Annotated in this window: 28 protein-coding genes; 12 read left to right on the forward strand and 16 right to left on the reverse strand. The window is 68.7% G+C overall.

Annotation, left to right across the window (positions count from 1 at the left end; all coding sequences use genetic code 11):
- Positions 1-177 precede the first annotated feature (177 nt).
- Entirely contained in the window at positions 178-729 is a 552-nt protein-coding gene (locus AB0I19_RS11825; RefSeq protein ID WP_357147516.1) for a TetR-like C-terminal domain-containing protein, read from the forward strand.
- On the opposite strand, the gene AB0I19_RS11830 is transcribed toward AB0I19_RS11825, so the two are convergent.
- Genes AB0I19_RS11830 through abc-f form a run of 4 tightly spaced genes read right to left on the reverse strand, consistent with a single transcriptional unit; the run spans position 726 to position 3,400 of the window.
- A complete protein-coding gene (locus AB0I19_RS11830) occupies positions 726-917 on the reverse strand; it encodes a DMT family transporter (protein ID WP_357147518.1) in 192 nt (63 codons plus the stop codon). The two genes, AB0I19_RS11825 and AB0I19_RS11830, sit on opposite strands and share 4 nt — an antisense overlap.
- A 25-nt stretch (positions 918-942) precedes the next feature.
- A complete protein-coding gene (locus tag AB0I19_RS11835) occupies positions 943-1,110 on the reverse strand; it encodes a DUF4236 domain-containing protein (RefSeq protein ID WP_084457272.1) in 168 nt (55 codons plus the stop codon).
- Entirely contained in the window at positions 1,068-1,781 is a 714-nt protein-coding gene (locus tag AB0I19_RS11840) for a CatB-related O-acetyltransferase (protein WP_357147521.1), read from the reverse strand. The genes AB0I19_RS11835 and AB0I19_RS11840 overlap by 43 nt, the downstream gene beginning before the upstream one ends.
- A gap of 17 nt (positions 1,782-1,798) precedes the next feature.
- Positions 1,799-3,400, reverse strand: a complete 1,602-nt coding sequence (gene abc-f, locus AB0I19_RS11845) for a ribosomal protection-like ABC-F family protein (RefSeq protein WP_357147524.1) — start codon at positions 3,398-3,400, stop codon at positions 1,799-1,801.
- A gap of 149 nt (positions 3,401-3,549) precedes the next feature.
- Here abc-f and AB0I19_RS11850 point away from each other — a divergent pair, with 149 nt between their 5' ends.
- Positions 3,550-4,164 carry a TetR/AcrR family transcriptional regulator gene (locus AB0I19_RS11850; RefSeq protein WP_357147527.1) on the forward strand — a complete coding sequence of 205 codons (615 nt, stop codon included), beginning with the start codon at positions 3,550-3,552 and terminating at the stop codon, positions 4,162-4,164.
- Here AB0I19_RS11850 and AB0I19_RS11855 read toward each other — a convergent pair.
- Positions 4,153-4,584 (reverse strand): DUF6194 family protein, encoded by a 432-nt coding sequence (locus AB0I19_RS11855; protein ID WP_357147530.1) that lies wholly within the window; start codon positions 4,582-4,584, stop codon positions 4,153-4,155. The genes AB0I19_RS11850 and AB0I19_RS11855 overlap by 12 nt on opposite strands.
- Positions 4,585-4,645: 61 nt before the next feature.
- On the opposite strand from AB0I19_RS11855, the gene AB0I19_RS11860 reads away from it, so the two are divergent.
- Positions 4,646-5,380 (forward strand): MerR family transcriptional regulator, encoded by a 735-nt coding sequence (locus AB0I19_RS11860; protein ID WP_357147532.1) that lies wholly within the window; start codon positions 4,646-4,648, stop codon positions 5,378-5,380.
- On the opposite strand, the gene AB0I19_RS11865 is transcribed toward AB0I19_RS11860, so the two are convergent.
- Complete coding sequence (locus tag AB0I19_RS11865) at positions 5,344-6,240, reverse strand: NAD(P)-binding domain-containing protein (protein WP_357147535.1); 897 nt, start codon at positions 6,238-6,240, stop codon at positions 5,344-5,346. The genes AB0I19_RS11860 and AB0I19_RS11865 overlap by 37 nt on opposite strands.
- Before the next feature lie 193 nt (positions 6,241-6,433).
- Between AB0I19_RS11865 and AB0I19_RS11870 the strand changes: the two genes are divergently transcribed.
- Both AB0I19_RS11870 and AB0I19_RS11875 read left to right on the forward strand, forming a co-directional pair.
- Entirely contained in the window at positions 6,434-7,420 is a 987-nt protein-coding gene (locus tag AB0I19_RS11870) for an adenylate/guanylate cyclase domain-containing protein (protein WP_357147538.1), read from the forward strand.
- Positions 7,421-7,484: 64 nt separating this feature from the next.
- Entirely contained in the window at positions 7,485-8,252 is a 768-nt protein-coding gene (locus AB0I19_RS11875; protein ID WP_357147741.1) for an RNA pseudouridine synthase, read from the forward strand.
- Here the strand turns inward: AB0I19_RS11875 and AB0I19_RS11880 are convergent.
- Positions 8,242-8,745 (reverse strand): DUF4333 domain-containing protein, encoded by a 504-nt coding sequence (locus tag AB0I19_RS11880; RefSeq protein ID WP_357147541.1) that lies wholly within the window; start codon positions 8,743-8,745, stop codon positions 8,242-8,244. The two genes, AB0I19_RS11875 and AB0I19_RS11880, sit on opposite strands and share 11 nt — an antisense overlap.
- A 110-nt stretch (positions 8,746-8,855) precedes the next feature.
- Between AB0I19_RS11880 and AB0I19_RS11885 the strand changes: the two genes are divergently transcribed.
- The 4 genes from AB0I19_RS11885 to AB0I19_RS11900 all read left to right on the forward strand — a co-directional run bounded on the left by AB0I19_RS11885 (position 8,856) and on the right by AB0I19_RS11900 (position 13,414).
- On the forward strand, positions 8,856-9,635 hold the full coding sequence (locus AB0I19_RS11885) for a metallophosphoesterase (RefSeq protein WP_357147544.1): 780 nt from the start codon (positions 8,856-8,858) through the stop codon (positions 9,633-9,635).
- 101 nt (positions 9,636-9,736) lie between these two features.
- The gene (locus AB0I19_RS11890; RefSeq protein ID WP_357147547.1) at positions 9,737-11,830 is read left to right on the forward strand and encodes an ATP-binding cassette domain-containing protein; all 2,094 of its coding nucleotides are present in this window, start codon (positions 9,737-9,739) and stop codon (positions 11,828-11,830) included.
- Positions 11,827-12,567, forward strand: a complete 741-nt coding sequence (locus AB0I19_RS11895; protein ID WP_357147550.1) for an energy-coupling factor transporter transmembrane protein EcfT — start codon at positions 11,827-11,829, stop codon at positions 12,565-12,567. The genes AB0I19_RS11890 and AB0I19_RS11895 overlap by 4 nt, the downstream gene beginning before the upstream one ends.
- Before the next feature lie 211 nt (positions 12,568-12,778).
- Positions 12,779-13,414, forward strand: a complete 636-nt coding sequence (locus AB0I19_RS11900; RefSeq protein ID WP_357147552.1) for an ammonium transporter — start codon at positions 12,779-12,781, stop codon at positions 13,412-13,414.
- 78 nt (positions 13,415-13,492) lie between these two features.
- Here the strand turns inward: AB0I19_RS11900 and AB0I19_RS11905 are convergent, their stop codons facing one another.
- The 5 genes from AB0I19_RS11905 to AB0I19_RS11925 form a co-directional block, all read right to left on the reverse strand.
- On the reverse strand, positions 13,493-13,672 hold the full coding sequence (locus AB0I19_RS11905; RefSeq protein ID WP_357147555.1) for an antitoxin: 180 nt from the start codon (positions 13,670-13,672) through the stop codon (positions 13,493-13,495).
- Between the two features lie 74 nt (positions 13,673-13,746).
- The gene (locus AB0I19_RS11910) at positions 13,747-16,014 is read right to left on the reverse strand and encodes an ATP-dependent DNA ligase (RefSeq protein WP_357147558.1); all 2,268 of its coding nucleotides are present in this window, start codon (positions 16,012-16,014) and stop codon (positions 13,747-13,749) included.
- A gap of 51 nt (positions 16,015-16,065) precedes the next feature.
- Positions 16,066-16,314: an antitoxin gene (locus AB0I19_RS11915; protein ID WP_067492586.1), complete on the reverse strand. Its 249-nt coding sequence runs from the start codon at positions 16,312-16,314 to the stop codon at positions 16,066-16,068.
- 60 nt (positions 16,315-16,374) lie between these two features.
- Positions 16,375-17,508 carry an MBL fold metallo-hydrolase gene (locus AB0I19_RS11920; protein WP_357147561.1) on the reverse strand — a complete coding sequence of 378 codons (1,134 nt, stop codon included), beginning with the start codon at positions 17,506-17,508 and terminating at the stop codon, positions 16,375-16,377.
- Positions 17,508-18,236, reverse strand: coding sequence for an enoyl-CoA hydratase (locus AB0I19_RS11925; protein ID WP_225281789.1), 729 nt, complete (start codon positions 18,234-18,236; stop codon positions 17,508-17,510). The genes AB0I19_RS11920 and AB0I19_RS11925 overlap by 1 nt, the downstream gene beginning before the upstream one ends.
- A gap of 91 nt (positions 18,237-18,327) precedes the next feature.
- Between AB0I19_RS11925 and AB0I19_RS11930 the strand changes: the two genes are divergently transcribed.
- A complete protein-coding gene (locus AB0I19_RS11930) occupies positions 18,328-19,446 on the forward strand; it encodes an NAD(P)-binding domain-containing protein (protein WP_357147564.1) in 1,119 nt (372 codons plus the stop codon).
- Here the strand turns inward: AB0I19_RS11930 and AB0I19_RS11935 are convergent.
- Positions 19,427-20,281, reverse strand: a complete 855-nt coding sequence (locus AB0I19_RS11935; RefSeq protein ID WP_357147567.1) for an aldo/keto reductase — start codon at positions 20,279-20,281, stop codon at positions 19,427-19,429. The genes AB0I19_RS11930 and AB0I19_RS11935 overlap by 20 nt on opposite strands.
- A 90-nt stretch (positions 20,282-20,371) precedes the next feature.
- Positions 20,372-21,871, reverse strand: a complete 1,500-nt coding sequence (locus AB0I19_RS11940; protein WP_357147744.1) for a carboxyl transferase domain-containing protein — start codon at positions 21,869-21,871, stop codon at positions 20,372-20,374.
- A gap of 83 nt (positions 21,872-21,954) precedes the next feature.
- On the opposite strand from AB0I19_RS11940, the gene AB0I19_RS11945 reads away from it, so the two are divergent.
- A complete protein-coding gene (locus AB0I19_RS11945; protein ID WP_067640988.1) occupies positions 21,955-22,230 on the forward strand; it encodes a helix-turn-helix transcriptional regulator in 276 nt (91 codons plus the stop codon).
- Positions 22,227-22,769: a hypothetical protein gene (locus tag AB0I19_RS11950; protein ID WP_067640986.1), complete on the forward strand. Its 543-nt coding sequence runs from the start codon at positions 22,227-22,229 to the stop codon at positions 22,767-22,769. The genes AB0I19_RS11945 and AB0I19_RS11950 overlap by 4 nt, the downstream gene beginning before the upstream one ends.
- Before the next feature lie 49 nt (positions 22,770-22,818).
- On the opposite strand, the gene AB0I19_RS11955 is transcribed toward AB0I19_RS11950, so the two are convergent.
- Positions 22,819-23,421, reverse strand: coding sequence for an ATP/GTP-binding protein (locus AB0I19_RS11955; RefSeq protein WP_174550224.1), 603 nt, complete (start codon positions 23,419-23,421; stop codon positions 22,819-22,821).
- Complete coding sequence (locus tag AB0I19_RS11960) at positions 23,402-23,776, reverse strand: DUF742 domain-containing protein (protein ID WP_067492470.1); 375 nt, start codon at positions 23,774-23,776, stop codon at positions 23,402-23,404. Before AB0I19_RS11960 ends, AB0I19_RS11955 begins: the two co-directional genes overlap by 20 nt.
- Position 23,777: the final 1 nt, after the last annotated feature.

Here is a 23,777-nt window from a genome sequence, read left to right on the forward strand (position 1 = left end):
CATCGTGATTTCTTCCCGGGACCTGCGCTTCTCCGACCAGATCTGACGGTCCGTGACGCCGTCCGTGCGAATCCCTCGCTCACGCGGACGGCCACGGATCACCGTCCGGCTCGGGCTTCGATCGGACGCGGTGTGACCGGTCGGCGGATGCCGATCAGCAACTGAACCGAGGCGGCCGTGGCGAGGATCTACGAGGCCGGCTCGAAGATGACGGCGCACAGCAGAGGTGCCGAGCACCTCCCGGCCCAAGTGATCATGGGCGTACTCCATTCATGGGCGGCCATCTACCGGCGCTTCTCCTCCAAGCAGGAGATGACCTTCGCCGTCCTGCTGCACGACCTGGGCGAGGAGTCCCCCGCCGACACCGGTTCCCTGCGCGGCGACCTGGTCACGCTGATCGAGCAGATCGCCGCACAGCTGGTCGGCTCGGGCGCCGACACGCTGTCGGGCCTGCTGGCCGACGTGCGCGCGGACCCCGATCTGCGTACCCGTTTCGCCTCGACCTTCCTCGCGGTGGAGCGCGCGATCATCACCACCGTGGTGGACCGTGCGATCGAGCGCGGCGAGGTGACGCACCGACCGGACCCCGCCGTCCTGCAGGCCCTCGTTCTCGGCCCGCTCTACGCCTGGCTGATCGTGCTCGACGAGGACTCCGCACGCGTCCCGCCCCTCATCGACCTGATCGCCACGATGGTCGCCGACGCCCTCACCAAAGATCTCCTGCTCTAGGTCGGCTGGACCAGCGCGCACCCGGCGATCAGGGCCGCCGGCCCAGCCAGTCGCCTGGTGGTGACCGGTTTCGCGGGCAGCTGGAACCAGCCGCGATGATCGATGGCGGCCGAAAGTACCTGCCGGCCTGTGACAGTGAGCGCGATGGTGGTCGCGGCGCCGATGTGCGGGATGACGGTGAACGTCACCGTCGCGCGCGAATTCGGCTGAGTCTCAGCGCTGCCGCCAGCTCAGGGGGCCGGGGAGGTCGACGGCGTTCTTCCTGGTGCGCGAGTTCCAGGACCAGGGACCGATTTTGATGCCCCAGGACGACAGGCCCGACTGGGTGAAATTGAACTTCAGGGGGCCGAAGGATTTGCGCTGGCGGAATCGGATGGGCATTGCTGGCCTTTCGGTTCGGCGCGTCGATCCGAATCGAGCTCGGCGGCAGCCGATTCCAATGCATCGACGCTACCGGCCATGATAGTTCGAATATGGCGGGTGATGTGGTCGAGCGGCCAGTCCCACCAGGCACAAGCCAGCAGGCGCTCGACTTCGGCTGCGGGATACCGGGTTCGGATCAGCCGGGCCGGGTTGCCGCCGACGATTCCGTAGTCGGGAACATCGGCGGTGACCACGGCGCCGGTGCCGATGATCGCCCCGTTGCCGACGCGGACGCCGGGCATCAAGGTCGCGCCGTTGCCGATCCACACATCGTTGCCGATCACCGTGTCGCCACGGTTCGGCAGGTCCATGACCAGGTCGATGTGGTCGGCCCACGAACCCCCGAGGACCGGGAACGGGTAGGTCGACGGACCGTCCATGCGGTGGTTGGCGCCGTTCATGATGAACCGGGCGCCGGTGGCGATGGCACAGAACTTGCCGATGACCAGCTTCTCCGGACCGTAGCTGTAGAGGACGTTGCGGGTTTCGAAGGCGGTCGGGTCGTCGGGATCGTCGTAGTAGGTGAAGTCGCCCACCTCGATCCAGGGCGAGGTCACGTGCGGTTTCAGCAGCATCACCCGGGTGCGGTCGGGAACGGGATGGGGCGTGGTCGGGTCGGGTGCGGGCACGGGGGCTCCTTCGTGATTCAGACGGTGGCGGTGGCGCCGAGGGCGAGGTGGGCGCCGCGCCAGCGTGAGCGCAGGCGGCGGTCGTGGCTGACGACCAGCAGTGCACCGCGATAGGTGCTCAGGGCGGTTTCCAGGTCTTCGACCAGGGCAGGCGAGAGGTGGTTGGTCGGTTCGTCGAGGAGCAGGGCGTCGACGGGCTCGGTGACGAGGCGGGCAAGGGCCAGGCGTTGGCGTTGGCCGGTGGACAGGTCGGCCACGCGGGTGTCCAGTCGCGCGCGATCGAACAGGCCGAGGGCGAGTAGTTGTTCGGTGTGCTCATCGGAGTCGCCGGCGCGACCGTGTGCGAAGGCGGCGGCCAGGGTTTGCGACGGGTCGGGGAACGAAGGCTCCTGGGCCAGGTAGCCGATGCGTCCGCGCCGGGTCACGGTGCCACCGTCGGGTGTGACTTCACCGGTGAGAACCCTGAGCAGCGTGGTCTTTCCGACGCCGTTGGGCCCGGTGATCAGCACCCGCTCCCCCGCCGCGATCGACAGGCTCGTACGGTGCAGCCGACCCTCGACCGCCACGTCGACCGCTTCGAGTACCTGCCCCTGCACCCGCCGCGTCCGAAGCACCGGGGTGAACCGCAGCGGCTGCGGCGGTGCGGGTACCGGGTCGGCCAGCAGCCGCCGCAAACGTTCCTCCGCATTGCGGACACGACTGGCCAACGACTGCTGCACGCGACCACCGGCCCGGTCGTAGGCCATCTTGTTGTTGTCCTTCATCGCCCGGCCCGGTGCCACGGCGCGGGCGGTGGTCGCGGCGGTCTCGCGCAGGCGGGCGATATCGGTCTGCCACTGTTCGTGGGCCTGCTCCCAGCGTTGCCTGGCCGCCGCTTTCTCGGTGAGGTAGCCCGCGTAGCCGTTGCCGTAGCGGATCACTCGTCTGCGGTCGGCGTCGACCTCGAGCAGGTCGGTGGCGACGCGTTCGAGGAACCGCCGGTCGTGCGACACCGCGACGATGGTGCCGCGACGGGTGCGCAGGTGGTCTTCGAGCCAGGTCATGGCGGTGTCGTCGAGGTGGTTGGTCGGCTCGTCGAGCAGCAGCACCTCGGTGCCGGCCGCCAGCACCGAGGCCAACCGCAATCGGACCTGTTCGCCACCGGACAGGTCACCGACGCGGCGATCGCGGGCGACGAGTCCGAGACCGAGACCGTGCAGGGCCCGTTCCACCTCGGCTTCGGCGTCGTAACCGCCGCGCAGCTCGAAAAGGGTTGTCAGCTCCGCATATTCGGCCATGCCGTCACCGTCGGCCATGGCGGCTTCCAGCGTTCGCAGACGGTCCTCGATGGCGCGCAGGTCGGCCAGGGCGCGGTCGATGATCTGCTGCACGGTGAGGTGCGGTGGGAGTTCCTCGTCCTGGGCGAGGTAGCCGACGCCACCGTCGGCCCGGACCGTCACCTCGCCGGAATCGGGCAGTTCGCGGCCGGCCAGCAAGCGCAGCAGGGTGGATTTGCCCGAACCGTTCTCGCCGATGATCCCGGTGCGCTCGCCGGTGGCGAACGCACACGTCACCTCATCGAGGACCGGGCGCCCAAGGAAGGATTTGCTGACCGCGCGTGCGGTGAGTTGGGTTGGCATACAAGCACTCCGAAGCATTCGAGGAAGCGGACCGAGCGGACCGCAGGACGTGATGAACGCTTCGAAGGAGCATCGGCAACCTCACTAGTGCGACAACAATTGCATTAGTATGGTGCCACAGGATTTCCCCGCGAGCAAGAAGAAGATCCATGAGCGAACCGAAACCGCGCCCAGGTGGCCGCACCGCCCGCAACCGGGAGCAGGTACTGGCCGCTGTCAGCGCCGAGCTGGCCGAGAACGGCTACGACGCGCTGACCATCGACTCCGTCGCCGAACGTGCCGGTGTGCATCGGACCACCGTGTACCGGCGGTGGCGCAATGTGGGCGGGCTGCTCGCCGATGTCATCGCGGCGGCGGGTGATCTGGACTGGCAGCCGCGCGATACCGGTTCGCTCGCCGGGGATCTGACCGCGCTGAACGAGGAGATCCAGGAGTCGTTGCTCGCGGAACCGTCGATCGCGTCGGCGCTGATCGCGGTGTCGTTCCGGTCGACGGAAGCCGCGCAGGGGCTCGCGCGGATGTGGGAGGACCGTTACGCGCAGTGCGAGATCGTCGTGGAGCGGGCCGTGGAACGGGGCGAGATCCCCGCCGACACCGATGCCCGAGCGCTGCTCATCGCGGCGACGGCCCCGGTGTACCACTGCCTGATGCTGTTGCGCACCCCGCCGGATCCGGGGTTGCCGGGGCGGGCGGCGGCCGGCACTGCGCTCGCCGCCCGCGCGGGAGCGTTCCGCGGGCACACCACTCGACCGTCAATGTCCTGAACGGCGTTCGACGCGTGCTCTGTTGCGGCCGTGGGCTTCTCGTAGCAGTTCACGCAGCACCTCGGCGTTGTCCGGGCCGGGGTTCGTGATCGAAAGCCAGTGCGCGCGGGCGTACTGCGGATGCGGGGCGAAGGTGTTGTCGGCGAGCGGATTGTCGGCGTATTCGGCGAAGGTGTCCGTGCCGACCGCGACGTTGACGCGGAAGGCACCGGGCCGGTCCAGGCCGGAAGCGGTGTCGTCGGGATAGTTCTTGGTGACGATCGTGGCGAAGGGCTGACCACGGGGCACCACGCCGTCCGGGGCGTAGTAGTAGAAGACGTCGCCCCAGCTGATCTCGGGGAAGTCACTGCCCTCGGTGGGTCGCAGGGCGAGCACACCGTCGAGTCCGCTCACGAAGTCGTCGATCTCGGTAATCTGCATGCTTCAAGCGTCGCATTGAAGTGCTTGTGTGGACTCGGACGCGATATCACCAGGAGAACTCGTGACAAAGCTCCATTCGGACCGACTGCGCACGGTCGATGTGGCGCGGGCGGCCGGTTACTCGGTGCAGCAGGTGCGCGACCTCGAGAACGACGGTGTGCTGCCCGCCGCGCAACGGTCGCCGGGCGGCCACCGGAACTATCGAGACGCGCATGTCGCGGCCGCCCGGGCCTACCGCGCGCTGGCGGAAGGGACCGGCCCGGTGGCGGCGAAGGCGATCATGCGCGATGCCGTCGCCGGGGACACCGAGCGGGCACTTGCCGGGCTCGACGCGGCCCACGCCGCCCTGCACACCGAACGCGGCGAGCTGGCGCTCGCGGTGCGGGCGGCGGCCGGTATCGGAGCCGAGCCGATCGCGGATGTGCGCGACTCCGACGCACTCGGCATCGCCGAACTCGCCGACGCGCTCGGCATCCGAACTTCCACGCTGCGGCATTGGGACGCAGAGGGTTTGGTCGTTCCCGAGCGCTCGAAAGGGGCGCGGCGATACACGCCCGAACAGGTGCGCGACGCCAGGATCGTGCACCAGTTGCGGCGCGCGGGTTACGGCATAACCACCCTGCGCACGGTGCTCACCCAGTTCCGGCGCAGCGGGCCGGGAGAGCTACGCGACGCCCTCGCCACCCGAGAGGCCGCACTCACCCGACGATCCAGGGCGCTCGTCGAAGCGGCGGCGGCCCTGACGGAGGTCCTGCGGGATCAGCCGCACAACCCCCGAGCTCGCGCGCTCTGCTGAGTACCGGCGGCGAGCAACTCGAACAGGGCGGTGATGCTCTGGTCACCACGCCCCTCGGCGACCGCGCAACGGAGCAGGTGGTGGATGGGTTCGTGCCAGCTCATATCGACGCCCGTCTCCGCCGCCAGCTGGGTGTCGTCGGGGACCGCCGTGTGGAACAGGTTGACGGTGGCGCCGAGGCGGCTGTAGTCCTGGGTGTCGATCTCGGTGGCCAGGATCGGCAGCAGGGATTCGATCATCCGCAACCATTTCACCGAGTACCCGACCATCGCCTCGGCAGGGATTCCACGGGAGGCAAGGATCGCCGCCCCCTCGAAGATGCCGAGCAGGGTGGGCAGAAGGGTTGCGCCGACGGCGGATTCGTAGAGTGCGGCCAGGTCGGGGTCGGGGCCGAGGAATTCGACGTCGCCGCCGAGTACGCGCAAGGTCTCGACATGGGTGTCGAAGACGGCGCGGTCGCCACCGAAATACAGCAGGGTGTCGAAGTTTCCGACGGCCGATGGCACGTTCTTGATCGCGCCACCGAGGTAACGCGCGCCCACGCAATGCGCGAAGCGCGCGAATTGCCTTGCCTGTGCCGGTGTTCCGCTGTTCAGCGTGATGAGATCGCGGCCCGCGAGTTCACCGGTACCGTCCAGGCTGTCGCGGGTGGCGGCGAAGGTCGTCATGGTCGTCACGATCACCCGGCTCGCGGCGACGGCATCGGCGACGGCGGGATGGGCGACCGCACCCGCCGCCACCAGGGCCGTGGTGCGCTCGGGGCTGCGGTTCCAGACATGGGTGCGGTAGCCGGCGGCGAGAAAGGCCTGGGCGATCGCGGTGCCCATCGCGCCGGTGCCGAGCACGGTCACGTTGTTCATGAGTCCGAGTGTGGGCGCCAACCCGGCGGCACAGAAGTACGCACTTTTCCCGTCCCTAGCTCACCCACAGGTAATCGTCCAGGTCAGGGCACCGGCGGGTGAACAATTGTGTGGGGCGTCATTGTTGTGAACCATGCCAAGGCCGAAGGTGAGCATCCCCGGGTGTACAGCCGGTGGCCGTAAAGTTTCAGGTATGTCGGAGCCCGAGATGACCGAATTGGTACAGCGCATCGTCGAGGAGGCGCTACTGGGCGGCCCACGACGGTTCAACCGAACCCAGGTGGCCGAGCTCTCCGGCGTACCGGAGAGCGAATCCCGGCGGCTGTGGACGGCGCTCGGTTTCCCCGCCAACTCCGAGGAAGCCGTCGACTACGCCCAGATCGATATCGACTCGGTCAGCACCTTCCGCGGCATGAAAGTGGTTGCGGCGTCGAATCTCCGGCAGCAGGCGGCGGCGGCGCGCACCATCGGTCAGGGCTTGGCGCGGCTGGCCGAATGGCAGGCCGACCTGGTGCTCGCCGAGGTCAAGGTCCGCGCGGAGGCGGCCGATCCCGCCCTGCCCGTGGCCGAGCGGATCAGGGCGGCCGCCGAGGACACCCTCGCCGAGGTCGAGCAGTTGCAGGCGTATGTGTGGCGCAGGCATCTGGTAGCGGCCATCGCGCGTTCCATCGACGACGCCGGGGACGGATCCACCCGCACCCTGGCCGTCGGTTTCGCCGACATGGTCGGGTTCACCCGGCTCACCCGGCACCTGCATCCCGACGAATTGTCCACGCTGCTGGAGGCTTTCGAGTCGACCACCACCGCCGCGATCACCGACAACGGCGGCTGGGTGATCAAGAACGTGGGCGACGAGGTGATGTTCGCCGCCGAGAACGCGATCGACGCGGCCCGGATCGCGCTGGCCATCCAGGAGTCGACCATGCTCGTGGGCGGCACCCCCGAACTGCGCGTCGCCTTCGCCTACGGTGAGGTGCTGCAACGCTTCGGTGACCTGTACGGCTCGGTGGTCAATATCGCCGCCCGCCTCACCGGCGTCGCCCGCCCCGCCAACATCCTCATCGACGACGCCGCCGCCGAAGCCCTCGCCGACCACCCCGAATTCGCCATCCGTCACCTGCGCAGCGTCCGCGTCCGAGGCTTCAACCGCCTGCGCCCCCACCGCCTCCGCCGCGCGTGAATTCGGCTCGGAGCACCGTGTCGAAGGGATGCAGGACACCGTTCTCTAGGGTGTTGTGGTGGAGATGGATTGGCTGAGTGTGCGCGAGGCGTACACGGTGTTCGCCGATGACGCGGTGGTGGCGCTGAACAAGCCGTCGGGCATTTCGGTGACCGGGGAGCGGCACGACACCGATCTGGTCGAGATCGCGCAGGCGGCGGGGACACAGGTGTACCCGGTGCACCGGATCGACAAGGTGACCTCCGGGCTGGTGCTGCTGGCGACCGATCTGGCGGCGCACGGGCAGCTCACCCGCCAGTTCAACAAGCAGACCGCGCGCAAGGCCTATCTCGCGATCGTGTCCGGGGACGACCTGCCCGACCACGGTGAACTCGACCTGCCGTTGAGCGTGGGACGCAAGAACCGGGTGCGGATCGCGGCGCCGCGCGAGGCGATCCGCCGCGAGGACGACCGGTGGTTCGTCGACGACGCCGACCTGCTGCCCGCCAAGAACTACCCCTCGCTCACCACGTTCACCACCGTCGCCCGCAAGGACGATCGCGCCCTGCTCGCCCTGCGACCGGTGACCGGGCGACGACACCAGATCCGCGTGCAGCTCGCCTGGACCGGCCACCCGATCCTCGGCGACCCCCTGTTCGACCGCACCGCCGCCCTCCCCCGCACCCATCTGCACTCCTGGCGGCTGCAACTGGACGCCGACTGGCTCACCCCACCGGTCCTCGACCTGCGCGCCACCCCGGGCCCCGACTTCTGGGCACCGTTCACCACCGACCCCGACGAAGCGGCTCACCTGCTCGCCGAGGCCGACCGCCGCACCGGTGCTACCCGGTGATCTCCCAGCTGCTGCTGCCGTCGTTGCGCGCGGTCACCACGACGGTCGCCGTATCGCCCTCGGCCTCGGCCTCGACCGCCGTACAGGTGAAGGTGCTGCCGACCTCGGCGATCTTCAGGCCTTGACCACAGTCGACGGTCACCGCGAAACCGAGCTGGTTCGAGGCTTCGGTGCTGATGTCGGCCGCGGTCGCCGCCAGGTCGAACGCGATATCGCGGCTCTTGTACTCCACCGAGCCTTCGCCGTCCTCGACCCGCACATCCACGCGCACTTCTTTGCCCTCGACCTTGGCCACGCAGATGAACGTGTCACCGGTGGCCGGTTCGTCGGCCAGACGCGGGCACTTCACGGATTCGACCTTCCGCTCGAGTAAACATCCGATCCCACTCAGCGGAATACACTTACTACAACAGGCTGATTCGCGCAGGAGAACGTGAGCTTCCGCGCGGTGAAAACGCACACAGACCAGCCGATGGGTTTCGGTCCGTGGCACGGCTCATGCAGACGAATAAGCGCAGGTCATCTAGCCTTGAAGGGTGCCGATGAGTCATCCCGGCGCACTCTGACGCAACGGAGCGATCCCAGAGAAGAAAGCGACTGCCGATGATCCTGGCGGCTCAGCTCAGCGACACCCATTTCGACCTCAGCGCACGCAATACCGAACGGGTCGAGGCGGTGATGGGCTATCTGGCGGACCTGCCGCGCAGGCCCGACGTCATCCTCGTCACCGGCGACATCACCGATTCCGGCAAACCCGAGCAGTACGCCGAGGCGCGCCTGGCCCTGACCGCCGACATCCCGGTCTACCTGCTCCCCGGCAACCACGACGACCGCGCGAACTTCCGCACCGGCCTGCTCGGCGAGCCCGCCTCGACGGCACCCATCAACAGCGCCAACCGCGTCGGCCCGCTGACGATCCTCATGCTCGATTCCAGCATCCCCGGCGAGCCGAGCGGTGCACTGTCCGAGGACACGTACACGTGGCTACGCGCCGCCCTGGCCGAGGCGCCCGCCGACGGCCCCATCCTCATCGCCCTGCACCACCCGCCGAACCACCTGTTCAGCCCGATCGTCGACGTGATCGCGCTGGCCGACCCCGGTCGGCTGGCCGCAATCGTCGCGGGCGACCAGCGCATCATCGGCGTGCTCACCGGCCACGCCCACTCCCCCATCGCCACCACCTTCGCGGGCAAGCCGATGATCACCTGCCCGAGCACCGCCTCGGTCCTCGGCGGCGAATGGGAGATCACTCCGCCGCATCGGGTGATGGACTACGCACCCGACCCGGCCATCGCCTTGCACGTCATCGACGAAAACCACGCTCTGACAACCCATTTCCGCACGGTGGCGATGGGCGGCTGGCTGGCGGAGCCCCGGATCTGAGCCTGCGCGCCGTGCCCACCACCAGGCGGGCACACGGGATCCACACATAATCCACACGCCGCGCATATCCCGGTGGGGCAACCCCCTGGCAGACTGGACACGTGAATCACAAGCCCGCGGATCTTCCTCGCGGACCACTGCGTCCCATCGAGCTGGCCACCGGGGCGGTGATGGCGGGGCTCACCGTCGGCCTCATCACCGTGGGGTCGCTGGTGCCGATGGCGGCCGCGTTGCAGCTGGTCGCGGCCGTTCCGCTCGGGCTGCTGGCCCACCGGTACCGGCTGCGGGCACTGGTCACCGCGACCGTCGCCGCCGGACTGGTGACGTTCGTGGCGGCCGGGATCATGCCCGCGCTCGGGGTGCTCGGCGCCGCGACCATCGCCGGGATCGTCGGCATCGTCAAACGACGAGGTGGCGGATTCGCCGCCGTGCTGGCGCTCGGGCTGGTCGCGGGCCTCGGCTGGGGGCTGTTTTCCGTGGCGAGCCTGCTGCTGTTCGCCAGGACCAGGCAGCTGTTCTTCGACGCCATCCGCAGCACCGCCGAGGGCATCAACAACCTCGCCGAACGACAGGCGCAGCTCGAACCGCTCGGCCGGATGGCGACCGAGGCCACCGACGCCGTGCTGCGCTGGTGGTGGCTCTACATCGGCGGCTCGGTCGCGCTCGGCGTATTCGTGAGTACCGTCGTCTCCTGGTTCGTGCTCGGCTCGGTGCTCGACCGGCTGCGCTGGCTGCCGGGCAGCGACCGCCTCGACGCACCCGAGGACGACCGGCAGATCGCACCGCTGCCCGTCTCTCTGCACGGCGTCGGTTTCCGGTATCCGGGAGCCGCCACCGACGCACTCGCCGATATCGACCTCACCATCCGGCCCGGCGAGTTCGTCGCCGTGGTCGGGCACAACGGGTCGGGCAAATCGACGCTCACCCGGGTGCTCGCGGGCCGACCACCGACCTGCGGCGCCGTCGACCGGCCGGGCTCGGCTGGCCTCGGCAAACTCGGCGGCACCGCGCTGGTGCTGCAACGTCCCGAGAGCCAGACCCTCGGCGTCTCCGTCGCCGACGACGTGGTGTGGGGCCTGCCGCCCGAGCTCGCCGCCCAGGTCGACGTGGACGCGCTGCTCGCCGAGGTCGGCCTCGAGGGCATGGGCCGCCGCGAAACCGCCACCCTCTCCGGTGGCCAGCAGCAGCGCCTCGCCGTCGCCGCGGCCCTGGCCCGGCGCCCGGCCCTGCTGATCGCCGACGAAGCCACCTCGATGATCGATCCGGACGGCCGCCGCGACCTGGTCGCCCTGCTGGCCCGGCTGCCCGAGCGGCACGGCACCGCCGTAGTCCTGGTGACCCACCACGAAGCCGACGCGAGCGCCGCGGGCCGGGTGATCCACCTGGCGCAGGGCCGCATGGTCGACCGGCTCGCGGCCTGGCCGCAACCGGCCCGCGACCGGCGCCGGGCACCGATGGGCGAACCCATCCTCGAGCTCACCGACGTGCGCCACACCTACAACCGGGGCACACCGTGGGAGGCACCGGCGCTGCACGGTGTCGACCTGTCGGTGCGCCGCGGCGAGGCACTGCTCGTGGTCGGCGGCAACGGGTCGGGCAAGTCGACGCTGGCCTGGATCATCGCCGGCCTGATCGCCCCGAGCGAGGGCCGCTGCGAACTGCGCGGCACCCCGGTCGACAAGCAGATCGGGCGCGTCACCCTGGCGTTCCAGCATTCCCGCCTGCAACTGCAGAAGCAGACGGTCGGCGAGGAGATCGCCGACTGGGGCGGCAAGGCCACCGGTTCCGGCGCGGTGGGCCGCGCGCTCGACGCGGTCGGCCTCGACCGGGCCTTCGCGGCCCGCTCGGTCGACGAACTCAGCGGCGGTCAGGCCAAACGGGTGGTGCTCGCGGCGATGGTCGCCAGCCATCCCCAGGTCGTCGTCCTGGACGAACCACTGGCCGGACTCGACCCGCAGGGCCGCGCCGAAGTGGTGGAACTGCTTGCCCGCCTGCGTGATTCAGGCCTCACCCTGATCGTCATCTCCCACGATGTGGCCGATGTGTCGGTGGTCTGTGATCGCACCGTCCACCTGGATTCCGGGGTGATCGTCGAGACCGCGCGCCAGACCGTGGGCGCCGTCGCCGCGCACACCGAACCGCTGTGGCGACTGGACAATTCACGCAACGAACCGGGGAACGGAGTGGCCCGATGAGTACCGTTTTGTTGCGCGAGGTACCCGTGAACAGCGTGGTGCACCGCCTCTGGGCCGGCACCAAGATGATCGCGGCGTTCACCATCAGTCTGCTGCTGATGTTCTGGCCCGCGTGGCCGGTGCTCGGCGTGATCATCGCGTTCCTGATCGCGATCGCCGTGCTGGCCAGGATTCCGCTCGGCGCGCTGCCGCGCCTGCCGCTGTGGTTTTGGGGGCTGATCGTGCTCGGCGCGCTGGTCAACATCCCCAACGGAACGCGTGGGGTGCTGGTCTACGCGCAGGTGGTGGTGTTCGGCCTGGTGCTGGTCGCGGCCTCGCTGCTGATCGCGTTCACCACCCCGATGGGCGAGGTGGCCCCGGCGCTGGCCAAGCTCGGTGCGCCGCTGCGCAAGCTGCGGCTGCCGGTCGACGAGTGGGCGGTGGTCGTCGCGCTCACCCTGCGCGGGCTGCCGCTGCTGCTCGACGAGATCCGGGTGCTGCGCGCGGCCCGCAAGCTGCGCCCGAAGGAGAGCCTGCTGCATCGCGCCTCCGACGCGAATCCGCTCATCGACATTCTCACCGCGTGCATGGCGGTGTCGTCGCGGCGGGCGGGCGAGCTGGCCGAGGCCATCACCGCGCGCGGTGGCACGGGCATGCTCACGGCCCATCCCAGCGCCCCCACCAGGCGCGATGCCGTTGCCCTCGTGATCGTTTTCGCGGTCTGCGCGGGTGCGCTCGGGCTCAACGCCGCACTGTGAACGAGCACGGCTCCTCATAGCGTATATCTATGAGGAATTTCATGTTTAAAATCTGAATTCCTCTGTGAGACACCATCGAGACGACTAGCGTTCAATCGACAACCGAGCTGGACCGCTTTCACGTGCCGACGCTCGCTTCTCGGGGGAAGCAACGAACGCGGCGCCTTCGTTTGGGCACGTCTCCTGATGAAAACCAGATGGGAATGTTCACATGATCATCCGTAAGATCGCCGCGGTCGCCATTCCGGTGCTCGCGGCAGCACTCGTCGGCACCGGCGTCGCGAACGCCGAACCGGTGGCGCCGAGCGTCGAGTACCGCACCGAACTCATCGGCAACACTGTTGTCACCACCCTCACGCACGGCACCTTCACCGTCACCGACGGCGCCGTCCAGGTCCGCGACGAAGCGGGCGCCACCCTGCTTTCGCTGCCGCTTTCGGTGCGCGACGGTGCCCTCGAGTACCCGCTGCCGCACGCGGTCAGCGACGAGGGCCGCAAGCTCGAACTGACGGCCGTGAAGGACGCGGCCACCGCGCGCCCGAACCTCACCCCGGTCGCCTCCCCCTCGGAAAACTATGCGGCACAGGCTAATTTCGCCTCGACCTTCGGCCTGGCCACCGCCATCGGCAGCTTCGTCGGCATGGCCATCGGCGCGGTGATCGGCCTCGTCGTCGGCGCGGCCGCGGGCGGCGTCGGCGCACTGCCGGGTCTCATCACCGGTGCGTCCGTCGGTGCGATCATCGGCACCATCGTCGCCGGTGGGCCGACCCTGATCGTCGCGGGCATCGACCTGATCAACACCTTGACCGCTCCCCCGGGCACCACCCGCTGGGCGCAGACCGGGTAATCCCCAAGGCAACGCGCTGGGAGCAAACTCTCAGCGCGTTGGTCCGGCGGGCCGGTGGCGGCCGGCCCGCCGTCGGCCTCAGGCCTTGTCGCGCAGCGCGTTCTTCGCCGCTTCCTGAGCCGAATCCACCTGACCGGCGAACTTGCCGCCGGTCTTGTTGTCCACCACGTCACCGGCCTTCTCGATGACGTCGTCGACCTTGTCGGCGTGCTGGGAGACAAGGCCCATCGCCTTGTCCGCCAGGTTCTTGAAATCCACCGCGTACTCCTCGCTGATTCGAACCGGGTACAACGCGATCACCCTAGCAACAGCGCAGCTTTCACGCGCGAGCATCATCGTGGCGAACTTGTCACACCGTCCCAGATCGGATGCCACAGGCGTCCCGTATCGGTCCACGCCTGGAAGCGCACGATGCCAGTGACGCTCGGCGTGACCCACTCGGCGTCCTTGATCTCCTCCGCCGTCATCTCGTTGGTGAACGGTGAAGTCTTGCGGCGCAGGCGTTGCAACTGTTCGGCGATGCGGCGCTGCTGTTCGGAATCGAACCCGGTGCCGACCCGGCCGACGTAGACGAAGTCGTCGTCGTGCGGAATGCCGACGAGCAAGGACTTGAACGGGCGAGCCGCGCTCGACCGCCACCCACCGATCACCACCTCCCTGGATCGCCAGTTGCGCTGTTTGATCCAGGTCTGGCTGCGTTTTCCCGGCTGATACACCGAGTCGACGCGCTTGGCGACCACGCCCTCCTGTCCCTGTTCACGGCTCTGCTCCATCGCCTCGGCCCCGGAACCGCCGAGTCGTTCCGACACCCGCATCGAGGGCGCCAGTTGTCCCAATGCCTCGAGGACCACCCGGCGGTCGCTGTATTTCTTGCGGAGCAGCGAGGTGCCGTCGAGGTAGAGGACATCGAAGGCGACGAAGATCGCGCGGGCCGAATCCGCCTGGAGCGCGGAGATGTCCGAGAGCCCGTTGTCGTCGAAGACGACCGCCTCCCCGTCGAGCACCACGCGGTGCCCGGCCAGTTCGGCGGCCAGCGCGGCCAGGCGCGGGTACCGGGCGGTGACGGTGTTGCCGCGCCTGCTGCGCACGGTGACGGTGCCGTCGTCGATCTCGACGATCACCCGGAACCCGTCCCACTTGGTCTCGAACTCCCACTCCGGAGGCTGCAACGACTCCACGTCTCCGGCGGTCGCGAGCATCGGCGACAAGCCGTGCGGGAACGACCGGGAACCGGTGTCGGGCAGCGTTTCCCGGGCGCCTTGGTCGCGCATGTAGTGCATCAGCCACTGGTCGCCCTTGGTCTGGATGAAGGCGTAGCGACCGCGCACCTTCTTGCCGTCGAACTCGACGATCACCTCGTCGTCGCGCCACTTCTCGGTGCGGTAGGTGCCCGAATCCCAGATCGTCATCTCCCCGGCGCCGTACTCGCCCTTGGGGATGGTGCCGTGGAAGTCGAGGTATTCGAGCGGATGGTCCTCGGTGCGCACGGCCAGCCGGTTGTGTTTCGGCTCGGTCGGTGGGCCCTTCGGGACGGCCCAGGAGGCGAGGACGCCGTCGCGTTCGAGGCGCACATCCCAGTGCAGGCGGCGGGCATGGTGTTCCTGGATGACGAACCGGTCGTCGGAACCACGCTCGGGAGCCGTGGCTGGGACCGGTTCCGGCGTGCGCCCCGGGTCGCGCATGCTGCGATACTTGGTGAGCGAGTCGGGACGGGCGGGCAGTGGTGGGTCGAGGTCGGCCAGCAGGTCGCCGTCGGCTTTCCAGCGGGCGAGCACTTCGTCGAAACGCAACTGTCGCAACGACTTCGCGTCCTCGATCTCGGCCCAGTCGCGCGGGGCGGCGGCATTGGGTTCGGTGCGTCCGCGCAGCGAATAGGGCGCGATGGTCGTCTTGGCGGCGTTGTTCTGGCTCCAGTCGAGGAACACCTTGCCGCCCCGCGCCGACTTCGCCATCGTCGCGGTGACGAGGTCGGGGTGCAGCTTCTCCAGATTCGTCGCCACCTGTTTGGCGACCGTCGACGCGCCACGCGAACTCACCGGCCGGTCCAGCGGCACGTAGAGGTGAATTCCCTTGCTGCCACTGGTTACCGGAAAGGCGCGCATGCCGATCTCGCCGACCATGTCCCGCACGGCCAGCGCCACCGTGGCACATTCAACAAGACCCGCACCCGGCCCGGGATCGAGGTCGAACACGATACGGGTGGCCGGACCGCGCTCGCCCGCTTCGAAACGCCATTGCGGCACATGGATTTCCAGCGCCGCCTGCTGCCCGAGCCAGGCCATCGCCGCCTCGGAATCGATGAGCGGGTACACCACCCGGCGGCTGGAATGCTCGAGCGCGGCGCGGTGCAACCACGCGGGCGCGTGCTCGGGCAGGTTCTTCTCGAAGAAATCGGGGTGATCCACCCCGTTGGGCCACCGCTTCCTGGTGACCGCACGACCGGCGATATGCGGCGCGATGGCATCGGCGATCGCCGAATAGTAGGCGATCACTTCACCTTTGGTCGTTCCGGTGGCCGGGTACAACACCTTGTCGAGGTTGCTGAGCTCGACCTCGACATCCGGTTCACCCGGCGCACCACCGAACTCGCGGCGGACCATCGACGTGGCCCGGCGGCGGGGGCCGCGTCGTCGCGGCCCCCGCGCACCGGATCAGGCCTTCGGCCCCGGATCGGTCGGGGTGGTGCCGCCCGTGGCAGGTCCCGAGCCCGGCTGCTGCGGGGGCACGGCCTTCTTGGCGGCTTCCTTGCCCTTCTCGATCTTGTCGCTGTACTTGCCCTTGGTCTTGTCGTCGATGAAGGTGCCTGCCTTGTCGACGGCATCGTTGATCTTGTCCGCGTTCTGCGCGGCGGCCTCCTTGCCCTTACCGAGCAAGCCCTTCAAGGTGTCCACGAGACTCATCTGCCGATGTTCCTTTCCCAGTTTCGCGCGATCGCCCATCGCTGCACTAAGCCGAAAGGTTCACTCCACATCTTCCCACCACGAAACCCGTGGTGGGAGGTCATTCGGAACCACCCGCTCACCCGGCTTGGGCACCGCGATCGCGGTGCCGGCCGCGGCGGCCGCCGACACCAGCCTGCGCACCGGTTCGGCCCAGCCGTGGAAGGCCAGGTTGAAGGTGGCCCAGTGAATCGGGACGAGCAACCCGTAGCCGGGGTCGCCGAGGCACAGGTCCGCGTGCGCGCGCACCGCTTCCTCGGGGGTCATGTGCACATCGGTCCAGCGCTCGTCGTAGGCGCCGATCGGGAGCAGCGTGAGGTCGAACGGGCCGAGCACCGCACCGGCCTGCGCGAACGCCTTCGTGTACCCGGTGTCGCCGCCGAAATACACCCGCTTGGTCGGTCCGGCCAGCGCCCACGACGCCCACAGGGTGGTGTTGCGAGTGAGGCCGCGACCGGAGAAGTGACGGGCCTCGGCACAGGTGATGGTCAGACCACGGTCGCCCGACTTGTGGCCGAGGGAAACCGAACCACCCCAATCCAATTCGATGATGCGGTCGTCCGGAACGCCCCACAGCCGCAGGTGTGCACCGATTCCCATGGGGACCACGAACGGCGCGCGCTGGCCGCGGACCAACTCGTCGACGGTCGGCTTGTCGAGGTGGTCGTAGTGGTCGTGGGAGATGACGACAGCGTCGACCTTCGGCAGGGTGGACAGCGCGCCCGGCACCGGATGCAACCGGGCAGGCCCGACCACCGGCGACGGCGAGACCCGCTCGCTCCACACCGGGTCGGTCAGCACGCGGTACCCGTCGAGGTCGATCAGCGCGCTCGCGTGCCCGTACCAGGTGACGGCCAGTTCCTCCGCCTGCTCGGGTACGGCGGGCGTCACCAGCGGCACCGGCCGCCTCGGCCGCCCGACCCGCCCCTGGGTGAGCCCCGACCACACCAGCGACGCCACCGAACCGGCCGCGATCATCGCGCTGGCCTCGGTGTTGTGGAAACGGCCGTCCCGATACGACGACTTGCCGAGCGCCGTCGGCGCGATCTCCGACGGCCCGGCGCCGAGTGCCCTCGGCAGACCCCATACGGCACGCGCCACCCAGGCCAGCCCGAGCGCACTCGCCACCGAACCCGCGACCCGTGCCGGATTCATCAGCGCCCCTGGAATTTCGCCGGGCGCTTCTCCTGCCGGGCCAGCCGGCCTTCCTGCGCGTCGTCGCTGGTCCAGGCCGCCGACAGCGCCGTCTCCAGCTGCTCGCTGGCCGGGACGCGGGTGCCGTCGTCGTTGAGCATGAGCTTCATGGCCCGCAGCGACAGCGGCGCGAGTTGGGCGATCGACTTGGCCCAGGCCTTGGCGTCGGCGACGGTGCCGATCTTGTTGGCGAAGCCGAACGCGTAAGCGTCCGCGGCACTGACGGTTTCGGCGCCGAGCAGGATGGTGCGGGCCGGGCCGCCACCGATCAGGGCGGCCAGCCGCGCGACGGTCCAGCGGTCCACCGAGATGCCGAGCTTGGCGGCGGGCACCGCGATGTAGGCATCGGGCTCGATCACCCGCAGGTCCGAGGCGAGCGCCAACTGCACACCGGCGCCGATCGCGCCACCGTTGATCGCCGAGATGACCGGCACCGGAAGGCTTTCGATGGTGTGCAGCATGTCGAGCAGACCGGTCAGGAAGGTCTCGGAGTACACACCGGACAGGTCGGCGCCCGCGCTGAAGATCGGGCCACGGCCGGTGAGCACGATGACGCGCGCCCCCTGGTCGACGGCCGCGAGCATGGCGGTGCGCAGCTGGGCGACCAGCTCCTCGTTGAGCGCGTTGCGCCGCTGTTCGCGCTGCAGTTCGATGGTGATCACATCGCCATCGCGGGTCACGCCGAGCATGAATTCCTCCACAGAAGTACCGGATCACGTGGTTGTCTTCACTCTGCCACAGTCAGCGGTCGGCGCCCGGTAAGGCATACCATCGGCGGCTGTGGGAACCGACTTCGACATCGTGGTGATCGGCGCGGGACAGGCCGGGCTGTCGGCGGGCTATCACCTGCGCCGCCTGGGGTTGGTGCCCGAACGCGACTTCCTCATCGTCGACCACGCGCCGGGGCCGGGCGGTGCCTGGCAGTTCCGCTGGCCCTCGCTCACCCTGACCACCGTGAACCGGGTGCACGACCTGCCCGGCATGTCGTTCGCCGAGACCCTGCCGCCCGGGTCGTCCTCGGCACCGGCCGCGACCGCCGTCCCGCACTACTACGAGCTCTACGAGAAGCGGTTCGACCTGCGGGTTCGCCGTCAGGTTTCGGTGCGCGCGGTCTGCGACCGGACCGCCGACGGGCAGAGCTGCGCCGGACGCGGTGAGGTGCTGCAGGTCGAAACCGACAGTGCCGGAACACTGCGCACGCGCGGGCTGATCAACGGCACCGGCACGTGGGAGCACCCGTTCATCCCGCGCTATCCCGGCGCCGACAGCTTCGCCGGACGTCAGCTGCACACGCGCGACTACCGCAGTCCCGACGAGTTCGCGGGCAAGCACGTGATCGTCGTCGGCGGCGGTATCTCGGCGGTGCAGTTGCTCGACGAGATCTCCCGGGTCACCTCGACGACCTGGGTGACCAGGACGGAGCCGCGGTGGCGCGAGACACCGTTCACCGAAGCGGACGGGCGCGCGGCGGTGGCCGCGGTGGAGGACCGGGTGCGCCGTGGCCTGCCGCCGGGCTCGGTGGTGTCGCTGACCGGCCTGCCGCTCGACGACCGGCTGCGCGCCGCCCGGGACCGAGGCGTACTCGACCGGCTGCCCATGTTCGAACGGATCGAGCCGACCGGCGTGCGCTGGTCCGACGGCACTTTCCAGCCCGCCGACGTCATTCTGTGGGCGACCGGTTTCCGCAGTTCCCTCGACCATCTGGCCCCGCTGCGGTTGCGCGGGCCCGGGGGCGGCATCACGATGACCGGCCGGCTGGCCACCCAGGTCGCGGTCGACCCCCGCGTGCACCTGATCGGCTACGGGCCGTCGGCCAGCACGATCGGCGCCAACCGGGCAGGCCGGGCGGCCGCCCGGGAGTTGAGCGACTACCTGGGAATCAGTCCAGACCGGCGCTGAAGGTGGCAGGATCGGGGCCGACCCGGGTGCCCCGATCGAGGCGGTTGATCGCGGCCATCGCGTCGGCGTCGAGTTCGAAGGTGAACACGTCGAAGTTCTCGGCGATGCGCGAGGGCGTCACCGACTTCGGGATGACGATATTGCCCAGCTGCAGGTGCCACCGGATGATGACCTGCGCGGGGGTGCGATCGAGCTCCTTGGCCAGGCTCACGATGGTGGGATCGTCCAGCAGCGTGCCCTGCCCGAGCGGGCTCCACGCCTCGGTGGCGATGGCATTGTTGGCATGGAAGGCGCGCAATTCGGGCTGGGCGAGGGTGGGATGCAGCTCGATCTGGTTCACGGTGGGGATCTCGCCGGTCTCGGCGATCACCTGCTCCAGATCGGGGATCCGGAAGTTCGAGACACCGATGGATTTCACCCGGCCCTGCGACTTCAACGCCTGGAAAGCCCGGAACGTATCGACGAAACGACCGGCCTTCGGCACCGGCCAGTGGATCAGGTACAGGTCGAGATAGTCCAGGCCGAGACGCTGCATGCTGGTGTCGAACGCACGCAGCGTGCTGTCGTAGCCCTGCTCGGAGTTCCACAGCTTGGTTGTCACATAGATCTCGTCGCGGGGAATCCCCGAGGCACGGATCGCGCGACCTACGCCTTCCTCGTTTCCGTAGATCGCGGCCGTGTCGATACTGCGGTAACCGACCTTCAACGCCTCGGCGACCACACTGGTGACGTCTTCCTCCGGCACCTGGAACACACCGAAGCCGAGCTGCGGTATGACGTTCCCGTCGTTGAGCACGATGGTGGGAACAGGACTGCTTTCGCTGCGGAAGGTCACCCTACCGAAGGGTAGAAGTGGTTGCCGGTGGCGTCAACGACGCGACCTCGCGTGTTTCCCCAGGTGTGCGAACCGGGGCGGTGGTCGGTTTTACCACCGGCCGATGCGGCGGTAGCGGGCCAGCCGCAGCGTGCGCAGTTCCTCGGGCGGGTGGGTGCGCAGGGTGGCCAGTTCCTCGGCGATCGTCAGGACGACGCGGCGGGCGAAGGCGACCGGCTCGTCGGCGGCGTCGGGGTACTCCTCCACGATCCGGTCCACCACGCCGTCCTCGCGGAGATCCTCGGAGCGAATCCGTTGGGCCGCCGCGAGTTCCGGAGCGTGCTCGGTATCGCGGAAGACGATGGCGCTTGCCCCTTCCGGCGGCAGCGGCGCGAGCCAGCCGTGCCGCGCGGCGAGCACCCGGTCGGCGGGGAGCAGGGCGAGGGCGCCACCGCCGGTGCCCTGACCGAGCAGCACCGAGACCGTCGGGGTGTCGAGGGTGACGAGATCGGCCAGACAGCGGGCGATTTCGCCCGCCAGACCGCGTTCCTCCGCCTCCTTGGACAACGCGGCGCCGACGGTGTCGATCACCAGGACCAGCGGCAGCCGCAACTCTCCCGCCAGCGCCATGGCCCGGCGGGCCTCGCGCAGCGCGGCGGGGCTCATCGTCTGCTCCTCGAGGCGGCCGGATCGGTCGTGCCCGAACACCACGCACGGCTGCCCGCCGAATCGGGCGAGGGCGAGCAGGACGGTGCGGTCGGTTTCGCCCTGGCCGGTGCCCGACAGCGGAACCCGTTGGCTGGTATGGCGAAGCAGGTCACGAATGCCGGGGCGTCCGGGGCGCCGAGTACTGAGCACCGAATCCCATGCTGTGGCCGTGGGATTCGCTGGGGTACCCGGATTACGCACGGGCGCAGCCCAACCCGGCTCGGCCGACAACGGAAGCGGTCGGCCGGCGCACACACTCAACGCGCGGTGGGCGATCCGACGGAAGACCTCGATCGGCACAACCCCGTCGATCACACCGTTGCGGTAGAGGTTCTCGGCCGTCTGCACATCGGGCGGAAAAGGCTTGCCGTACAACGCTTCGTAGACGCGCGGACCGAGGAAACCGATCAGGGCACCGGGTTGGGCGAAGGTGATGTGCCCCAGCGATCCCCAGGACGCGAACACCCCACCCATCGTCGGATTGCGCAGGTAGACCAAATACGGAAGCCCGGCCGCCTTGTGCACGGCAACCGCACCGGCGATCTTCACCATCTGCACGAAAGCGACTGTGCCCTCCTGCATCCGAGTGCCACCCGAGGTCGGCGAGGCGATCAGCGGCAGCCCGAGTTCGGTCGCCCGCTCCACCGCTTCGACGATCCGCTCGGCGGCAGCCACCCCGATCGATCCGGCGAGAAACCCGAATTCACAGGCGATCACGGCCACCCGACGCCCGCGCAACAGCCCCTCGCCGGTGAGCACCGATTCGTCGGTGCCCGCCCGGCGGCTCGCGTCGACGAGCTCCTGGCGGTAGCGCGGTGAGGCGGCGCGCCCGATCGGTGGGCGATCCCAACTCGCGAACGAACCCACGTCGAGCAGCCGCGCGATCACCTCATTCGCCGACATCTGCACGTGCAGAGCGTAGCCGGGCGATCACGATGTCGCGGATAGCCTTGACAGAATGTTGTGTTTTTACAACACTATGTTGTGTGAGCCCAGTCAGACGAGGGGAAACCCTCCCGATCTACAACCGCATCGCGGTGCTGCGCGCCGAACAGCGGATGAGCCGGGCGGCCCTGGCCGACGCGGTGAATGTCAATGTCCAGACGATCGGCGCGCTCGAGCGCGGCGACCACTACCCCAGCCTCGACCTGGCGCTGCGCATCTGCGACGTGTTCGCCCTGCCGGTGGAGGCGGTCTTCTCCCGCACGGAATTCGGCCCGCTCTCGGCCGAGGTGTATCCACGAACGAAAGGCACGTCATGACCAGCGCGACCGGTTTGATCGACCGCTATCAGGACTATCGGGTGCGGCGCTGGCTCGTGCAGGAACAGCGCACGGCGGGCATGCTGAAAAGCTGGCGGCCGCAACGACGTCGGCGGCTACTGGTGATCGGCACCGTGACCGCGCTTGCCGGGGTGGCGATCGCGGGCGTGCTGTGCGCGTTCGACCTGCAGGTCGTGCCGGTCGTGATCGCGACGATCTCGCTCCTGCTGTTCCTGCCCGCCTGGACCATGCTGCGAATCGCCAGCGGCGGACAGGATTACGCGCCGGAACAGATGCTCGACGAATTCGAGATCGCCGAGCGCAACAAAGCCCGCTCGGTCGGCCTCGCGCTCACCCAGTCGTTGACCCTGCCGGGTCTGTTCTTCCTGATCGGGGCAAGCGCTATCAACCCCGAAGCCGATGCGTATCGCACCGCCTACGCGGGAGGACTCATGCTGCTGGCAGCGCTCATGGCGGGCGGTTGCGCGCCCGCGATGATCATCGGCTGGACCCGTCCCGATCCCGAACCGGAACCCTGACGAGTGAGACCGGGGCTGCGGCCTTCATCGACGCAGCCCCACCCGCCGATCAGTAGCCCTGCATCACCTTGCGCAGCGCGTATTCGGTGAGCGAGACCAGTGCCTGCTTGGCCGGCTCGCGGCGGCGGGCGTCGATCGACATGATCGGGACATCCGCGGGGACCGCGAGGGCCTGGCGGATGTCTTCGAGCGGGTACTTCGGTGCGTCGTCGAACTCGTTGAGCGCCACCAGGAACGGCAGGCCACGTGCCTCGAAGTAGTCGACGGCCGCGAAGCTGTCCTCCAGCCTGCGGGTGTCGACCAGCACCACGGCGCCGATGGCGCCGCGGATGAGGTCGTCCCACATGAACCAGAACCGGTACTGGCCCGGCGTACCGAACAGGTACAGGACCAGGTCGTCGGCGAGGCTGATCCGGCCGAAGTCCATGGCCACCGTGGTGGTCGACTTCTGCGGAATGCCGGTGAGGTTGTCGATTCCAGCACTGGCATTGGTCACCAACGCCTCGGTGCGCAGCGGAACGATCTCCGACACCGCACCGACCAACGTGGTCTTACCGACACCGAAGCCACCGGCAACAACGATCTTCGCCGAAGTCGGCTTGCTCGTGCGGGTGTCGACCTGCGCCGTCGAATCAAATACGCCGGAGTCCACTGAGAACCCTTTCGATCAGCTCGCGACGTTCATCGTCGCTGGAATCGTCTTTCAAAGTCGCCGAGACCCGAACATGACCGGCCTCGATGAGGTCGGCCACCAGTACCCGCGCAACCCCGATGGGGATGCGCAGCTGGGCGGCTATCTCGGCGACGGACGGCGATTGTCTGCACAACTCCACGATGGACGTTTCGAGGTTGTTCAGTTCGAACTGCCGCTCCATGGCGACCGGATGCGAGGCAACGAGAGCCTCCAACGCCAACTCGACTGCCGGCCTGGTACGGCCGGAAGTCAACGAGTAAGGGCGAACGAGGCTTGGCTCGGCGCTTCCCATGCGGTGATCGTCTATGTCCATC

It is taken from the genome of Nocardia sp. NPDC050413, from assembly GCF_040655475.1.
Lineage (GTDB): Bacteria > Actinomycetota > Actinomycetes > Mycobacteriales > Mycobacteriaceae > Nocardia > Nocardia coubleae.

Excerpts from the sequence above, each read along its gene's own strand:
- AB0I19_RS11835 (WP_084457272.1), bottom strand. The coding sequence starts at position 1,110 with ATGCCCATCCGATTCCGCCAGCGCAAATCCTTCGGCCCCCTGAAGTTC.
- abc-f (WP_357147524.1), bottom strand. The coding sequence starts at position 3,400 with ATGCCAACCCAACTCACCGCACGCGCGGTCAGCAAATCCTTCCTTGGG.
- AB0I19_RS11850 (WP_357147527.1), top strand. The coding sequence starts at position 3,550 with ATGAGCGAACCGAAACCGCGCCCAGGTGGCCGCACCGCCCGCAACCGG.
- AB0I19_RS11855 (WP_357147530.1), bottom strand. The coding sequence starts at position 4,584 with ATGCAGATTACCGAGATCGACGACTTCGTGAGCGGACTCGACGGTGTG.
- AB0I19_RS11865 (WP_357147535.1), bottom strand. The coding sequence starts at position 6,240 with ATGAACAACGTGACCGTGCTCGGCACCGGCGCGATGGGCACCGCGATC.
- AB0I19_RS11870 (WP_357147538.1), top strand. The coding sequence starts at position 6,434 with ATGTCGGAGCCCGAGATGACCGAATTGGTACAGCGCATCGTCGAGGAG.
- AB0I19_RS11875 (WP_357147741.1), top strand. The coding sequence starts at position 7,485 with ATGGATTGGCTGAGTGTGCGCGAGGCGTACACGGTGTTCGCCGATGAC.
- AB0I19_RS11885 (WP_357147544.1), top strand. The coding sequence starts at position 8,856 with ATGATCCTGGCGGCTCAGCTCAGCGACACCCATTTCGACCTCAGCGCA.
- AB0I19_RS11895 (WP_357147550.1), top strand. The coding sequence starts at position 11,827 with ATGAGTACCGTTTTGTTGCGCGAGGTACCCGTGAACAGCGTGGTGCAC.
- AB0I19_RS11900 (WP_357147552.1), top strand. The coding sequence starts at position 12,779 with ATGATCATCCGTAAGATCGCCGCGGTCGCCATTCCGGTGCTCGCGGCA.
- AB0I19_RS11910 (WP_357147558.1), bottom strand. The coding sequence starts at position 16,014 with ATGGTCCGCCGCGAGTTCGGTGGTGCGCCGGGTGAACCGGATGTCGAG.
- AB0I19_RS11915 (WP_067492586.1), bottom strand. The coding sequence starts at position 16,314 with ATGAGTCTCGTGGACACCTTGAAGGGCTTGCTCGGTAAGGGCAAGGAG.
- AB0I19_RS11920 (WP_357147561.1), bottom strand. The coding sequence starts at position 17,508 with ATGAATCCGGCACGGGTCGCGGGTTCGGTGGCGAGTGCGCTCGGGCTG.
- AB0I19_RS11925 (WP_225281789.1), bottom strand. The coding sequence starts at position 18,236 with ATGCTCGGCGTGACCCGCGATGGCGATGTGATCACCATCGAACTGCAG.
- AB0I19_RS11940 (WP_357147744.1), bottom strand. The coding sequence starts at position 21,871 with ATGTCGGCGAATGAGGTGATCGCGCGGCTGCTCGACGTGGGTTCGTTC.
- AB0I19_RS11950 (WP_067640986.1), top strand. The coding sequence starts at position 22,227 with ATGACCAGCGCGACCGGTTTGATCGACCGCTATCAGGACTATCGGGTG.
- AB0I19_RS11960 (WP_067492470.1), bottom strand. The coding sequence starts at position 23,776 with ATGGACATAGACGATCACCGCATGGGAAGCGCCGAGCCAAGCCTCGTT.